Origin of the sequence: Olivibacter jilunii, assembly GCF_900607235.1 — a bacterium.
Lineage (GTDB): Bacteria > Bacteroidota > Bacteroidia > Sphingobacteriales > Sphingobacteriaceae > Olivibacter > Olivibacter oleidegradans.
Map to the genome: position 1 here is coordinate 212,381 of NZ_LR027849.1, position 16,652 is coordinate 229,032.

At 42.8% G+C, this 16,652-nt stretch carries 10 protein-coding genes; 8 read left to right on the forward strand and 2 right to left on the reverse strand.

What is annotated here, in order from left to right; genetic code table 11:
* Positions 1 to 30: 30 nt before the first annotated feature.
* On the forward strand, positions 31 to 2,385 hold the full coding sequence (locus tag E0E36_RS06960; protein WP_130855330.1) for an ABC transporter permease: 2,355 nt from the start codon (positions 31 to 33) through the stop codon (positions 2,383 to 2,385).
* 43 nt (positions 2,386 to 2,428) lie between these two features.
* Here E0E36_RS06960 and E0E36_RS06965 read toward each other — a convergent pair whose 3' ends face one another.
* Both E0E36_RS06965 and E0E36_RS06970 read right to left on the reverse strand, forming a co-directional pair.
* Positions 2,429 to 2,908, reverse strand: coding sequence for a SpoIIAA family protein (locus tag E0E36_RS06965; RefSeq protein WP_130855331.1), 480 nt, complete (start codon positions 2,906 to 2,908; stop codon positions 2,429 to 2,431).
* A gap of 106 nt (positions 2,909 to 3,014) precedes the next feature.
* Positions 3,015 to 3,395, reverse strand: coding sequence for a YidH family protein (locus tag E0E36_RS06970; protein WP_130855332.1), 381 nt, complete (start codon positions 3,393 to 3,395; stop codon positions 3,015 to 3,017).
* Between the two features lie 186 nt (positions 3,396 to 3,581).
* Here E0E36_RS06970 and E0E36_RS06975 point away from each other — a divergent pair, with 186 nt between their 5' ends.
* The 7 genes from E0E36_RS06975 (at position 3,582) to E0E36_RS07005 (ending at position 16,634) form a co-directional block, all read left to right on the forward strand.
* Positions 3,582 to 4,181, forward strand: a complete 600-nt coding sequence (locus E0E36_RS06975; protein WP_130855333.1) for an RNA polymerase sigma-70 factor — start codon at positions 3,582 to 3,584, stop codon at positions 4,179 to 4,181.
* 78 nt (positions 4,182 to 4,259) lie between these two features.
* Positions 4,260 to 5,444 carry a FecR family protein gene (locus E0E36_RS06980; RefSeq protein WP_130855334.1) on the forward strand — a complete coding sequence of 395 codons (1,185 nt, stop codon included), beginning with the start codon at positions 4,260 to 4,262 and terminating at the stop codon, positions 5,442 to 5,444.
* A 95-nt stretch (positions 5,445 to 5,539) separates the two neighbouring features.
* The gene (locus E0E36_RS06985; protein WP_130855335.1) at positions 5,540 to 8,875 is read left to right on the forward strand and encodes a TonB-dependent receptor; all 3,336 of its coding nucleotides are present in this window, start codon (positions 5,540 to 5,542) and stop codon (positions 8,873 to 8,875) included.
* A 5-nt stretch (positions 8,876 to 8,880) separates the two neighbouring features.
* A complete protein-coding gene (locus E0E36_RS06990) occupies positions 8,881 to 10,362 on the forward strand; it encodes a RagB/SusD family nutrient uptake outer membrane protein (protein ID WP_165446933.1) in 1,482 nt (493 codons plus the stop codon).
* Between the two features lie 11 nt (positions 10,363 to 10,373).
* The gene (locus E0E36_RS06995; protein ID WP_130855337.1) at positions 10,374 to 12,917 is read left to right on the forward strand and encodes a glycoside hydrolase family 38 C-terminal domain-containing protein; all 2,544 of its coding nucleotides are present in this window, start codon (positions 10,374 to 10,376) and stop codon (positions 12,915 to 12,917) included.
* A gap of 4 nt (positions 12,918 to 12,921) precedes the next feature.
* Positions 12,922 to 14,304 carry an SGNH/GDSL hydrolase family protein gene (locus E0E36_RS07000; RefSeq protein WP_013667541.1) on the forward strand — a complete coding sequence of 461 codons (1,383 nt, stop codon included), beginning with the start codon at positions 12,922 to 12,924 and terminating at the stop codon, positions 14,302 to 14,304.
* Between the two features lie 5 nt (positions 14,305 to 14,309).
* Positions 14,310 to 16,634, forward strand: a complete 2,325-nt coding sequence (locus E0E36_RS07005; protein WP_130855338.1) for a GH92 family glycosyl hydrolase — start codon at positions 14,310 to 14,312, stop codon at positions 16,632 to 16,634.
* Positions 16,635 to 16,652 lie beyond the last annotated feature (18 nt).

Sequence of the window (16,652 nt, forward strand, 5' to 3'; positions counted from 1 at the left end):
ATTGTGCATGACTACGGGGATAAAAATCTTATGTTGCGTTACCATATAAACATTGCTTGGCGTAATTTATGGAAACATAAATTGTATACTTCAATTAACATTGTCGGCTTATCGGTAGGAATCGGTGCTTGCCTGCTTATCTTTTTATTTGTGCATTACGAGTTGACATATGATCAACATAATGTGCATTTTAGGCGTATAGCGCGAATAACAACTACCTTATCCACGCCTGAATCTGATTTAGCATTTGCTACTAGCCCATATCCCTTAGCAGATATTATACGGCGTGAATATCCGGAAACAGAGGCCGTCGTACGTCTTGAGTCATCCCCGGCTGTGGTGCCTTATAAGAATGAACTGATTCGGGAAAAAGGTTTTTATGCGGCAGATCAATCGGTGTTCTCAATCTTTACCTTCTCGTTTATTGTCGGTTCGGCACATCATGCGTTGACGGCACCAAATACGTTGATTTTAACGGAAAGCATCGCAAGGAAATACTTTAATAGTCCGGACCAAGCATTCGGAAATATCCTGCTATGTAATGGAAAACCTCATCGTATTACAGGCGTGATTGCTGATCTGCCAACAAATACGGATCTTCATATCGAAGGATTGCTTTCGGCTAACTTTTCAGACATAAGGACGTGGACTGATCTCGATTTTCCGGTTTATACTTTTGCTCTGTTGAAGAAGGGTACGAACCTGAAGCGCTTCGAATCCAAATTGCAACGAATAGCAACCCAATATGTACAACCGGAACTAAACGGTGTCGGTGCGAATGATTATCGTATTCGTTTCCAAACGGAGCCGCTTGCTTCAGTACATTTTAGTCAAGGAAAGCTGATGGATACAGTGAAGGGAAATAAGCATTTCAACAATGTCTTTTCCTTATTAGCGCTGCTTATACTCCTTATTGCCCTACTGAATTATGTTAATTTATCAACTGCCGCCGCTATGGAAAGGAACAAGGAAGTAGGGATCAGAAAGGTGGCGGGAGCACGACCTATTCAATTGATCAGACAATTTGTGATCGAGTCGTTCTTGTTGATCGCCACAGCTTGGGTGATTGCCACTATGTTGGTGTCGTTGTTAATTCCATACTTTAACCACCTATTGGGGACTGCTATCGCTTTTGAATGGCAAGAATATGGTCTTTTTCTACTAGGTGTATTTGTTTTAACTACGTTATTGGCAGCAATTTATCCATCCCATACGTTAGCACGATATGGGCCCATAGGGATGCTGAAAAAAAGTTTTAAAACAAGTATAAAAGGAATAATCTTCCGTAAAGGAATTGTTATTGTTCAGTTTGCTATGGCTACCGCAATGATTATTGGTACAATAGTGGTTTATCGACAAGTAGAATATGTGACGAATACGGATTTAGGCTTTAATTTAAATCAGATAGTAAGTGTACGTGTTCCAACCGATTCAATCGAACAAACAAAGGTTAAGGGATTCTATGAATCTTTAAAACAACTTCCGGAAGTGGAAGGAGTAACCATGGGGAGTGGTTTACAAGCCGATGACCTGACGATGGCTACAACCTTTGCAAAAAACAACGGCCAACGAAGGGAGTTAATGTCTAATTATTTTTTGATTGATCCTTATTTTGCGCTCTTATTAAAACTACATTTTGTTGCCGGGAGAAACCTATCTGACAGCTTACACCTGGATCGGGAGCAGGCATTTCTGGTAAATGAAAGTTTTCTGCATGAGATGGGGTGGAAAGAGGCTATTGGTCAACCTTTAGAAGGATTTGGGCATAAAGGAAAAGTAGTGGGTGTTGTGAAAAATTTTTATTATAAATCAATGCATAATCTAGTAGAACCCTTGGTAATGATTTATAATACATTTCCCGCTACTACGATCTCGCTTCGGATTAATTCTCATAGTTTGTCGAAAGTAAAGGATGCTTGGACTAGTTTTTTTCCAAACAGGAGTTTCGACTATACCTTTTTAGATGAAGCCTATGCAGCGCAATACCGAAAGGACAAAATAACAACCCAATTTTTTAACTATTTTACCTTATTGGCAATCTTTATTTCTTGCCTTGGCTTGTATGCCCTCATCGCGCTGACCATCACTCAAAGGGCGAAGGAACTAGGTGTGCGTAAAGTGCTTGGTGCTTCAACCATGCATATAGTGCGACTTTTATCCAATGATTTCGTTAAATTAATCTGCGTGGCTATTTTAATTGCCTCACCGGTAGCCTGGTGGATGATGAATAGATGGTTAGCTAATTTTGCTTATCGAATGGACATCCCATGGTGGATATTTGTCGTTGCGGGATTGGTGGCGATGATAATTGCGCTATTGACACTGAGTTGGCAAGCAGTTCGAGCATCCTTAGCTAATCCGGTTGAATCTTTACGAGACGATTAGGAAATGCAATAAAGGATCAACTCGTTGCGGTTTATGATAGAACTTATCGTCTAGCGCTTTTCACGGCTCTTTTTATCAGCTTTATGGTGATAATGGTAATTAAAGCAACCAAAGCGATTTTGTCCAGGGATGTCTTGCCGATTGGCCTTTTTTCGCTGTCTTTTGTAGATAACCAGGCAACCGCTGCGCCTACTTCTGCGTGGGAAAAACCCTTGGCGATTCCCGGCATGATATAACTGGCCATATCAGTAAATGTTCGTACGTTCTCCTCATCGGTTACGATGGCCATTTTTTTCCACTTATTGAAGTGTTTGATACCTGCCAACATATCTTGAAGCCAGGCGCTACTATCAAAATTCTGTACCGATGTGTTCAGTACCAGCAAATAATAGATTTCTCCAAAGCTAGCGGCAAGTTTTTGCAAACCTGGATGCAATACCTTTTTTAAATCCTCTCCGCTTACCTCTCCTGATGCTCGAACACCGAAAACATGAGCCGGAAGGTCTTGAATCTTCTCTAACATAAATCTCGTAGCTGTTTCACTAATTTCTAACAGCCCAGGTGTTAAAATGTTTGTATACAGTTGTATCGATGATGACGTGCGAAAGATTGTGAACCTTTGTTGTGCATTAGCGTACACGCTGCAAGAGATATGCCACCAAGATAATACCAAGAAGTATGATAGCAGTAGTAATTCCCAAAAATATGCCGGACGATGGTCGAAATCTGCCGGCAAGCAATTGCTGTTGAGTACTCTTGAATCGATAGTAGGCAAACAAGGCAAGCAACATACCGCCAATAACCAAAGTAATTCCGATAATAGACGAATAGCCATGATTGGGCAGTTTGGTACCGGTACCCACTACTAAGGCCAATTGTCGAATGAATAGCGAAAATTTAACGACAACAAAGCCTAAACCAATGGTAGCAATACATGTACGTATCCAAGCTAAAAAGGTACGTTCATTGGCTAGATGATCGTTCGGAACAGCTTTTCTGTCTTTTTCCATCTATTAAATGCTTTATTACATAACAGCTTACCGGTCGAGCTGTTTGAAAAGTTGCAAAGTTTAAGGTTTTTTTGCGTTATTCATTAAATAGTGTCAAAAGCTTAATCGGGTAAATAAAGGGTTGTAATAACAAACTCTTGCTAAATCGTTTTTATTTTCTAAATTAGCAACATATAAACCTGGTGAGTGGCATTGATTTCTCTTGATACGGAAACCGACCTATTGGTCAGGGTAGCGAATGGTGATGAAAAAGCCTTCGAGCAGCTATTTTATGCTTATTATGATAAGCTGGGGGCCTTTGTTTATCAGCTCACTTCTTCCGATATCTTAGCCGAAGAAGTGGTTCAAGAAGCTTTTATCGAAGTATGGCTCAGGCGCGAATCGTTAAGGGAGATTTCCTCTTTTAGAGGATATATCTTTATTCTTACAAAAAACAGAATGTTGAATGCGTTGCGTAAAATTGCTAATGAAAAACTTCGGAATGAGATTTGGCAGGGGGGATTGATTCAATATGAGTCTGCTGACGCTGGCGACGATCCGGTAGATCGCTACAAGGCCATACTGGAAGAGGCCATCCAAAAATTGCCACCACAACAACAGAAAGTGTTTAAAATGAGTAAAATAGAACACCTGAAGCAAGAAGAAATCGCGCGTGTATTGCAACTCTCACCCGAGACAGTAAAAAAACACATGAAATTGGCGCTTAAATTTTTGCGTAACTATTTTGCCGAAGCACGAATCGACCTGCCTTTATTGGTGATATTGTTAAGTCGTTTTTTACGTTAAAAAAAATCGACCCATTACCCCTTTTTACTTTTGACTGTGTCTTTAAGATAAATAAACCAATAGGCTAATTGATTGTAAATGGACAGCAGGTTACGCATCTTGTTCGAAAAGTATTTCAATAAACAAGCTTCTCCGGAGGAAGAACGTGAATTGTTCGAGTTGCTCCAAAGGGAAGAGCTACAAAAATCGCTGGAAGCTTTATTGGAAGAGACTTATCTGGATTATGAACAAAAGGAGCGCTTCTTCAACGCCAAGCAAACAAGTCGGATACTAAAGCGCATCAAACAACAAACGGTTTTAAGCCCCCGGGTTCTATGGTATCGCATCGGGGGATATGCTGCCGCTATTTTAGTGTGCCTAGGCCTCGGGCTATTTGTTTATTCTTATCTATCGAAGTCCATTGACACTTCATCAACAAAAAAGACGGTGGTTAAACGGGATGTCGAGCCTGGGTTTGAAAGGGCCACCATTACACTCGCAGATGGCCGAACGCTTGAGTTGGAGGAGATAGCAAACGGTATATTTGCAGATCGTGAGAGCCGTTTCGTGAAGGAAGGAGAAGGCCGGTTAAATTACAGCGGGCTTGAAAAATCGACTAAAGAGATGGTTTTTCATACCATGCGCGTACCCAAGGGAGGGCAATACCGGTTGGTGCTTGCCGATGGAACGAAGGTATGGCTAAATGCTGCCTCTTCTTTACATTATCCAACGCGTTTTGATGGAGATATCAGGGAAGTCACGGTTAGCGGTGAAGCTTACTTTGAAGTAGCTCGTAATGTGAATAAGCCGTTTTTTGTGAATTGTGAAGGCCAACGTGTTCAAGTACTCGGAACAGATTTTAACGTACGCGCATATCCGGATGAGACAGCGTTTAAAACGACCTTGCTGGCGGGAAGTATAGCGATAACAACAGTTGGGACGTCCTCAAAAAAAATCCGGTTACAACCGGGTGAGGAGGCTAGTTTAACAGCAAAAGGAAGTATAAAAGTCAACCGTTTGAAGGAGGCAGACTTAGCTATAGCATGGACGAAAGGCTATTTTGCCTTCAATCGAGCTGATCTACCATCTGTTTTACGCGAGCTCTCTAGATGGTATAATGTGGATCTAAAAGTGAAATCAAGTACAACAAAGACATATACAGGTAAAATAGATCGTCAACTTACTTTGTCTGAACTCCTGAATGGTCTGGCCTTATCGGGTATTCCTATTCAGATAGAAGACCAAGAGCACATTATTGAATTACCAAAAGACTTGTTTAAATAAAAGCATATGGAAACAAATGGACCCTGAGGTCGTATAACACAAAAAACCAATGAGTAAATAAATTTAAATTAACAAACCTAACATTATAGACTTATATGATCGCAATTAAAAGTAAGGCGAAAGGGAATACTATTGGCCTTTATTTAGGGAAACAGGCACGAACCTGGTCGTTTTTGGCCAGCTTGTTATTAAGCACCTCGTCGCTTGCCGCTCAAGGTATTAATCTACAGATGCGAAAAGCGCGATTGTCAGAGGTCTTCGCAGCTATTGAAAAGCAATCGGATTATACCTTCTTTTATAATGATCAATTACTGGAGCCAACGCGCATGATAGATCTGAATGTCAGCAACGGCTCTGTAGATGAGGCACTGCGGGCGGCTTTGTCGACTTACGCCTTAACGTATGAAATTAAGGGGAAGACTATTTTTATCAGCGAAAAGCGTATCGCATCAGCCATCAAACCCGAGAAACAGATGACATTACATGGGAAAGTGCTAGATGAAGCCGGGCAACCTTTGGCTGGTGCTTCTGTACGCGTTAAAGGCTCAAAGACAGGCGCCTTAACAGACAGCAATGGTGCTTTTTCGATTCAGGCACCAAAGGGCGCACTACTCGTTATTTCCTATGTCGGTTATTCGGAAAAAGAAATGCCGGTTACGGATGCTGAAAATTTAACGATAACCTTGACGACCGCCAGCAATAGTTTAGAGCAAATCGTAGTAGTGGGTTACGGTACCTCCCGTAAGGGGAATTTGAGTACGGCGGTCGGTTCTGTAAAAGGGGAGGAATTATTGGAGCGGCCGTCGGCACAGAATCTATTGCAGGGAATGGCCGGAAAGATTGCCGGTGTAAACATCAATCTTAATTCGGGTAAACCGGGAGGCAACCCTGCGATTAAAATCAGGGGAACAGGTTCTATCAATGGCTCTAATACGCCACTTTATGTGATTGATGGCATGGTGGGAGCCGACCCAACTACCATCGATCCGAATATCATCCAGTCGGTGGATGTACTGAAAGACGCCTCGTCGGCAGCTATCTATGGATCACGAGGAGCAAATGGGGTGGTAGTTATTACGACAAAAAATGGAGATCTTAACAGCTCACAAATTGCTTTCGATAACACATTAAGTTTTGCTTCCCTTGCTCGCGAATTGGATCTATTGGATGCGAATGAAAGCTTGGAAATGTTTAAGCGCCAGTATGAGTATGTTCCCGGTCGCATAGCGCCGCACCTGGATCCCAATAATTTTTTTCTACATAAAGATGATTTGTTCAATAGTGATGGAACACCAAAATACAATATAAACTGGCAGCGGGAGGCAACCCGCCTGGCAGTATCGCATCAACACGCATTGACTTTTTCAGGCGGAAAGGACAATATTAAGGTGTTGGCAAATGTGTCTTACCGAAATAATGATGGAATTATGTTAAATAGTTATTATAAGCAATTGAATGGGTTTTTAAACCTCGATTGGGAGGTGAAACCATGGCTGAACATCAAGGCTAATTTGAATGCGGGCGGATATCAAAGTAATAACATAGACAACAATACATTGGGACTCAATGCGCTACGTCAGAGTTTGGAATATCTGCCCTTTTTGCCGGTGACTTACCCCGATGGGACTTATTCGAGAAAAGGTGATTACCCTGGCGCTGAAAACTCGGAAAATCCGGTTAAACTGCTGAATGAGGTGAAGAACGTAACAGGAAGAACACAGTCATTAGGTAATTTAATGGCTACTTTTCGTCTTTCCGACAAATTGGACTTCAATGCCTCGGTAAGTGGGCAACTTTCTTCCAGTTATAATCTTTATTATGGTGGCAGAACTGTATTTGATGTGGCCGAAAACCAGCAGGGCATCGCTGAGAGGGGGCACACGGATTTTGGATCTTGGACAACCGAGCACTACTTTTCTTATACAAATAGTTGGGCTAAACATCATCTAAATGCGGTGGCAGGAGCAAGCTGGTATTATTATGTGACTTCTACGGATCGTGCCGGCGCCGAGGGCTTTTTTGACGATTTTTTCCAATATAATAACTTAGGTACCGGAACTACGCCCCGGATACCCAGTTCAGGAAAGACGGAGAATCAATTGAATTCTTACTTCGCGAGAGCTAATTATAATTTCGACGATCGTTACTTATTTGGCGCGTCCTTCCGCATTGATGGAAGCTCTCGTTTTGGATCCAACAATAAATATGGCTATTTTCCATCCTTTTCAGCGGCCTGGCGCATCTCCCGAGAGTCTTTCTTTAAAAATATGGATAGCCGTATTGACGATCTGAAATTGAGAATCAGTTACGGTATTGTCGGCAATGCGGAGATCGGTGACTATGTAACTTTGAATCGTTATAATAATGGACAAGCGGTTTTCAATAACGCTTATCAATCAGCCGTTACCTTGGCAGGTTTAGGAAATCCGGATTTGCGATGGGAAAAGGCAAAGCAATTGGACATCGGCTTCGATATGAGTTTATTCAATGGTAAAGTGCTCTTGACGGCAGATGTATATGACAAACGCAACGATGATTTACTATACCTTCGAAAACTGCCGGTTACTACCGGGTATACAAATGTCTTTGATAATATAGGAAGTATTCAAAACAGGGGTGTGGAGCTTGGCTTGAATACGGTAAATATCAGAAAAGCAGATTTTAGCTGGACAACCGGTTATAATTTTTCCATCAATCGTTCAAAAGTAATCGATATTAACAATGATGTAATTTATCCTTGGTTCGGCCGCATTATTGCAGGCGGTCCATTGAACGAGTTCTATGGGTATGAACGATTAGGTGTGTGGGGAACAAGCGAAGCAGAACAGGCAGCACAGTATGGTAAAAAGCCGGGCGATATCAAATACCGCGATACGAACGGGAATGGTGCGAAAGACGCAGACGACCGCGTGAATTTAGGGAATGCAATGCCTAAATGGGAAATGAATATGACCAATACCATCAGCTATAAGGGCTTCTCCTTGTTTATAGATTTGCAAGGCGTATATGGTAATCACGTCGTTAGTTTGGCGAAAGCATTGATGGTAAATCCCGGGCCTAATGTGAATAGTTTCAAATCCATTTTAAATGCTTGGACTCCGGAAAATCAAAACACAATGCTCGGCCAGTTACGGGTGAATTCGGACGGTTTTGACAATGAAGCGGGCGATTCCTTTAATGTGGAGGATGCTTCTTTCCTACGGGTACGCAATGTAGGCCTTTCCTACCGTTTTGACAAGAATTGGCTCCAAAAGATCAAATTAAATACCTTGGTGCTCGGCGTAAACGTTGAAAATGCCCTTCTATTTACAGGATATACGGGTTATGATCCGGAAGTAACATCATTCGATGCGGCACTTAATCAGGGCGTAGACGTATACCAATATCCCAAACCAAGAACCATTTCTTTTTCGCTTAAAACTAGCTTTTAATAATCATGAACACAATTTTTAGATTAGCCTTAGTGATACTCGTTCTTTTTACCTCTTGCAACAAATTTCTGGAAGAGGAGCCCGCGAGTTTTCTGACCACGGATCAGTATTATAAAACAGAAGATCAAATTCAGGCAGCAGCTAATGGTACTTATGCTGGTTTGAATATGCCGTTTTCAACGGAAATAACGGTGGCTGCCAGTCCCGTATATGCCCTTGAGTATATGACTGGATATAGTAAAAGGCCGCGACCATCGGGAAGCGCCGATGATCAGTTCTTGCTTTTGCAGAATATTGAAAATTCAAATAGCCGTTTTGAAACCTGGTGGAACAGTACTTATATTCCCATAGAGAATTGCAATAGCTTCATTGCCAATGTTACAGAAACAAAGGTGGTGAGTGAAGAAAAACGAAATCGTTTTTTAGGAGAGGTATATTTTTTGCGCGCCTATTATTATTTTCGAGCGGTACGTTTGTTCGGGAGTATACCTCTTAAAACAGAACCTACTCAAAATCTGAACAACATCCTGATCGGGAAAACCCCAATTGCCGATATTTATAATCAAATTGTAAGTGATTTACAATTTGCAGAAAACGCGGGCCTGCCTTGGACAGATAAAAGTGGTCGTGTAAATCTAGGAGCCGTGAAGGCGCAGTTGGCCGAAGTTTACATGACGATGGCCGGTTATCCCTTACAGAAAGGGGCAACGTATTACCAAATGGCTTATGACAAATGCATGGAAGTAATAAATGCCGGCGAATATAGCTTGTTTACTACCTATGCCGACTTACGGAATCCGGCAAAAAACAATGAAGGGGAGCATCTATTGATGAATCAACGTGATCAACGAAACGCCGGTAGTATCATCCATTTTAACTTTATGCCTTATCCCGAACCCCCTGAACCGGTGTCGGTCATTCCTAATTTTGGTGGTGCCATGGCGCCTACGATGGCGTTCTATCAGTCATTTGCCGAAAATGACTTACGTAAGCAGGAGAAGCAGTTTTTTTATAATGTACGTTATGTGGGCGATGCACCAGGTAAGCAGAATCCTTTTATTTACAAATTCTGGGATGACGCCGCTGAGGAGACGTCCCGCTCAGGTGCTAATTTTCCATTAATGCGTTATGCCGATCTCTTATTGCTTTGTGCGGAGGCAAAAACCATGATAGACGGCGGTTCGACCGGTGATGTGGCGGCTATCGATGCATACTATGCGGTGCGGAAACGCGCTTTCCCGACCTTACAAAAACCAGCCAATATTACCACGGATGAAGTCTTGAAAGAACGTTATTGGGAATTATGTTTTGAGTTTCATACTTGGTTTGATATGTTACGGACACGGAAGGCCTTTGACGTGGAAAACGATCGCATCGTTGACCTGATCGGTTTTAAGGCCCCGAACCATGTAAATGCCTTTCGGGAAGCGGACTTGTTTTGGCCAATTCCACTCTCGGAAATTCAGGCGAATCCAAATTTGAAGTAAATACTTGCCAAATGCAGAAAAAAAAATTAAATACAGCTTTTTTAGTGGGCGTATTTTTGTTGAATGGTTTGGTAGTTCAAGCACAGAAAGCCTATTTTGCGGATGGTTATCATGGTGGGAAATGGGGGCATTTTCCACCCAAGTATACCAGCTTTATGGTGAATCAGTTGCTGCAGCATCCGGATTGGAAACTGAACCTTGAAATAGAACCGGTAACTTGGGATTGGGTAAAAGAAGTGGACCCATATGGTTATCAGCAATTTGTAGCTTTAATGCAAGATCAATCCAGCTCCGGACGTATGGAGTATGTGAACCCCGCTTATGGACAGGCTTATTTATATAATATATCCGGAGAGAGCATTATTCGGCAATTTACCTACGGAATGGAACTATTGCGTAAACATTTTCCTACAATCCGATTTGATACTTATGCTTCTGAAGAGCCTTGTTTTACAAGTGCGCTACCTCAGATTCTGAAAAGCTTTGGATTTAAATATGCCTCATTGAAAAATCCGAATACTTGTTGGGGTGGCTATACGCGGGCCTACGGAAGGGAAGCGGTCAATTGGCTCGGACCGGATGGCACCACGATACCTACAATACCTCGCTACGCGATAGAAGCTTTAAAGCCGGGCTCCACGTGGGAGACTATAGCAAGTTACAATAGCAAGCGCTTTATTAAAGCAGCCCTAGATGCTGGTATTGAGCATCCGATAGGTATGTGCTTGCAGGACGCGGGTTGGACAAATGGACCTTGGCTTGGCAAAAATAAGGGTGATTATCAGCCTACCGAGTATGTCACATGGCGCCATTATTTTCAACAAGTGAGCACGAATCGGATTTTGGAGAACTGGCAACTTTCGCAGGAGGATATTCAGGTTAGTCTCGTTTGGGGCGCACAGGTGTTGCAGCGGATTGCACAACGGGTTCGTAAGGCTGAGCAGCATTTACTGATGGCTGAAAAGTGGGCTGCGATGGACCATCTATGGCGGGGAAAGGAATGGCCGGAGTTTGGCTTTCGGAAGGCTTGGTATCCCTTGCTTTTGGCTCAACATCATGATTGTTGGATTGTTCCTTATAACAAGGTGGATAGCACTGATTGGGCCGGAAAGGTGAAACTGTGGACAGACACAACCATGGAAGTTGCCGATTCGGTGATGTCGCTTGAGGCTAAAGAAAGTCTTTCATCGTCGTCATTCATGGTTCGGAACGTACTGCCCTATAGAAGGAGGGGTGTGGTTGATTATCGCTTTGCGAACTCGAAAATTGATACGGGCTTGGTTGTGGTGGATGCTGATGGGCATCAGGTAACGACCCAATGGAGTCGGCGAAAAGAGGCATTACATCTGCTTTTTGAAGTCAATGTTCCCGCCATGGGGGAGGCGCGGTATCAGTTAAAAGAGAAGCAGTATAAGCCTCGCTCTTTTGCTCACTTATCTTGGAGAGGTGACGAATTGTTGGTAGAAACTGACAAACACTTATTATGCTTAAACGCAAATTTAGGTGGAGTTATCCGCAGCCTGAAATTGAAAGATTTAGGTGATAAAGAGTGGGTGGACACTTCTGCTTTTAAAGGATTCAATGAACTGCGCGGCTTTTTTTATGATGAGCAACGCTTTCGATCAAGCACTGAAAACAAGGCCAATATTACCGTTTTGGAGCAGGGCCCCTTGCATTTGAGATTGGCCGTAACGGGAAAAATCGCTAACCATGATTTTTTACAGGAAATCTGCTTAACAAAAGGGGAGCCGCGACTGGATATTCGGTTAAAGATCGATTGGAACGGGCAAGCGCATATCGGACAATTTAACGATGAGGAGCTTCGTTTTGAAAATAGGAAAAAGGCATTCTATAATGATCAATTTAAACTACTGGTACTTTTTCCGACACAACTGGAAGAACAGCGTATAGCAAAGAATGCGCCATTTGATGTGACACAAAGTAGGCTTGATAATACGTTCTTTAGCAGTTGGGATAGTATCAAGAATAATGTTGTGCTCGATTGGGTGGATGTTACCGATCGTCAAGAGCAGTATGGTTTGGCCTTATTTACCGATCATACAACATCTTATGCGCATGGAGAGCGACATCCGCTGGCATTAAATGTACAGTATGTCGGAAAAGGCCTGTGGGGACGTAACTACTACTTGGACGGGCCTACTGAATTAAATTACAGCTTGTTACCTCATCGGGGAAATTGGGAAAAAGCGGACCTTTGGCAGGTAAGTGACGTTTTGGCCAATCCGCTGAAGCTGACCTCAACGCAGCAGATAGTCGAAAAGGAACGTTCTTTACTAGATTTTAGTAAACCGGGATACCAACTAACGGCATTGCGATGGGACGAAGATGATTTACTGTTACGTATCTTCAACGCCGCCGGCGATGAAGGACCGTTAAGAATTGATTTAAAACTTCCTATCCATCGTGCGCAATTGGAAGATTTAAATAAAGTGACTATAGAGGAATTGGAGATAAAACGAGACGCTAATGCGGCAAAGTTGGAGATACAAATGCCTCGTTTTGGCTTCCGTACCTTGCGAATTAAAATGAAATAATAAGATGAAAAAGAACTACCTCTTGTGGGCCTTGCTTGTCCTTTTTAAGTTGGGCTATGGCCAGTCTGTCAAACCTTTTAGTAATGGTGATCGCGTTGTGTTCGCAGGTAATAGTATTACCGAAGCAGGTCTATACGAAAATTATATTTGGTTGTACTACATCACACATTTTCCTGACATGAAATTACAAGTTTTCAATGCCGGTATAGGCGGGGATGTTGCTGGTCAGATTTATGATCGATTACCGAGAGATATCATGGAAAAGGATCCGTCTGTACTGATTGTGACTTTTGGAATGAATGATAGTAAGTATTTCGAATACCAAGATACAACGAAGACCGCCCAGACGCGTCGAGAAGCGGTAGACACTGCCTACGCCAACTTCCTGAAAATCGAAGAATTTTTGAAAGGGCGTCCCGGAATCCGAAAGATCATTATGTCGTCATCTCCTTATGATGAAACCATGCGGAATGAGAAGAACTATTTTCCTGGCAAAAGTCAAACTATGGAAGAGATTGCCGGTTTTCAACAGGACGTCGCGCGTAAAAATCGATGGGAATACGTGGATTTATTGCATCCAATGTTGGCTATTACCGAGAAGGAACAGGGTGAGAATCCTGCATTTACACTGACCGGACCTGACCGGATTCATCCTGGTAGTGCAGGCCATTTTGTGATGGCTTATCTTTTTCTTAAAGAACAGGGATTAGCCGGTAAAGCCGTAGCAGACGTTTCTATTGATGTACCTTCAAGAAAGGTTGAAAAAAGTGATAATGCGAAAATTAAATCGCTGAAGGTGGAGCCGTCCGTTATAAGGTTCGACTATTTATCGAACGCACTTCCTTATCCTATTGACACCTTGCCCAGGGTATGGGAAAACAGTCAGATACAAAGAGATGCTTTGAGCGTTATTCCGTTTACCGAAGAATTTAATCAGGAACGTTTGATGGTGAAAGGATTAAAGGCAGGCAACTATGCCTTAAAAATCGATGGAGAATGGATTGGAGCTTTTAGCGCTACTGAATGGGCGAAAGGAATTAACTTAGCGGAAATAACCCATACTCCGCAATATAAACAGGCGCTCGAACTAATGGAGTTGAATCGGAAGCATCGTGAGTTGGAAGCTAAACTCAGAAACTATTATTGGGTAAACTATAATTTCCTGAAGGGAAAAAATCTGTTGTTTGATGATTCAGAGAGAGCACGTGATACGATTATGAAACATCAAGAGGATAATGTCTGGCTAAAAATAAAGACGGCGGATTATGAACAGATCCGAGTGCCTAATACGCGCAGACAATTGGAGAAAGAAATGCAATTTCTACGCGAGGAGATCTACCGGAAAAATAAACCGAAGGAGCATCAGGTTACGATATCAGCAATATAAATAAGATGAAGAAGTTTTTGAATATAGGATTAGCAGTTTCTTTTTTGATATCACTTGCAGGACAATCATGTATGTCCGCAAAAAGCAAAAAGCAAAAAGATCCGGTCGATTATGTCAATCCTTTTATTGGCGCTAGCACCAGCGTGGGGGCGGCAGGTGTTTATCACGGGCTTGGTAAAACAATCCCCGGCGCCACCACGCCTTTCGGAATGGTTCAATTAAGTCCTAATACGATTACCGGAGGTGATAACGGCTCAGGCTATAGTTACGAGCACAAAACAATCGAAGGATTTGCTTTTACACAAATGAGCGGTATTGGCTGGTACGGCGATCTCGGTAATTTTCTGGTCACGCCTACTGTCGGACCTTTAAAGACCTTTGTAGGAATAGAGGGTAAGAAGGATGGTTATAGAAGCGCTTATGATAAGGAATCAGAAAAAGCGTCTGCAGGTTATTATAGTGTTGAATTAACGGATCATCATATTAAAGCGGAGATAACGGCGGCGCCTCATAGTGGTATCTTGCGCTTTACTTTTCCTAAAAGCAAGGACGCACGCATTCAGATCGATTTGGCGAGACGGGTTGGTGGAACCTCTACGGCTCAATATGTACGTGTCCGGGATAATCATAGCATTTCGGGCTGGATGCGCTGCACACTGGATGGCGGTGGTTGGGGCAATGGAGATGGACAAGCTGATTATACGGTGTATTTTTATGCCGAATTTAGTAAACCATTGAAAAATGTCGGCGTATGGAAAGCACGGATTCCGGATACCGCCAAAAGAAAAAGAGAAAATGTAGAGGCTGACTATTACCAACAGTGGATTGCTGACGCGGAAGTAGTCGCTAACACAAGACAGGCTGAAGGAAAGCATATCGGCTTTTATACCACTTTTGCTACGGAAGACCAGGAGCAGGTATTCATGAAAGCCGGTATTTCTTTCGTCGATGAGGCTGGCGCTGAGCAAAACCTAAGAACTGAAATTAAGGACTGGGATTTTGATAAAGTACATCAATCTGCTCGCCAAAGCTGGTCTGACGCACTGAAAAAGATTCTAGTGGAGGGAGGTACAGAGGAGGAAAAATCAGTGTTTTATACCGCTTTGTATCGGACGATGCTAGACCCACGTAGCTTGCAGGATGTGGATGGGCACTTTCCCGGAGGTGATGGAAAAACCCATCACGCGAGTAACGGGCATGTGCGTAGAACGATCTTTAGCGGTTGGGATGTATTCAGAAGTCAAATGCCTTTACAAACCATCATTAATCCGGAAGTAGTGGGCGACTTGATACACTCGCTCACCGATCTGGCAAAGGAAAAGAACAAAAACTATTTTGAACGATGGGAATTGCTAAATGCCTATTCAGGTTGCATGATCGGTAATCCCGCGGTGAATGTGTTAGCAGAAGCTTATGCGAAAGGAATCCGCAACTACGATGTCGAAGCGGCTTATCAGTTGGCTGTTGGTTCCTTGGAAAAATTCGGAAATGGACCAAAGCACTACACGCCGGGTAACCAAGGGATATCGGTGACGCTGGAATATGCTTATAATGATTGGTGTCTCGCAAAACTAGCGGGACAACTTGGCAAGCAACAAGAAGCGGATCAATATTTAAAGCGGTCATTGGCTTACCAAAACTTATTCGATAGAGAGAAAGCTTGGTTCCGGCCAAAGGACGACGCGGGAAATTGGTTGCCATGGCCAGCGAAAGGAAGGGAAGAGCATTGGTATGGTACGATTGAATGTAATCCCTATCAGCAGGGATGGTTCGTTCCGCATGATGTAAACGGCTTAGCCGATTTAATGGGAGGTAAGGAGCGCATGTTAGCCGATTTAACCTCCTTTTTTGATCGAACGCCGGCAGATTTTAGCTGGAACGATTTTTACAACCATGCCAATGAACCAGTCCATCATGTTCCCTTTCTATTCAATAAATTGGGTAAACCTGAGCTGACGCAAAAATGGACGCGACAAATATGTGAACAAGCTTATCATAATGCCGTTGAAAGAGGATTGGTGGGAAATGAAGATGTCGGTCAAATGTCTGCATGGTATGTATTGGCAGCCAGTGGTATCCATCCGATTGCAGCGGCAGATGGAACTTATGAGATTACGAGCCCTGTATTCAATCGTATCCGTATCCGTGTTGGAAGTAAGCAGGGAAAAGACATCTATTTTACTATTAGTGCCCCGAACAACTCTCCTCAAAATCGTTATATCCGTGCTATTCGTTTAAACGGAAATGTTTATCCGCATTATAACCTTCGACACCGGGATATCATGAAAGGTGGTGAACTAGTCTTTGAAATGGCGGATAAACCTACCTAAACCTTCTAACCTGCTATG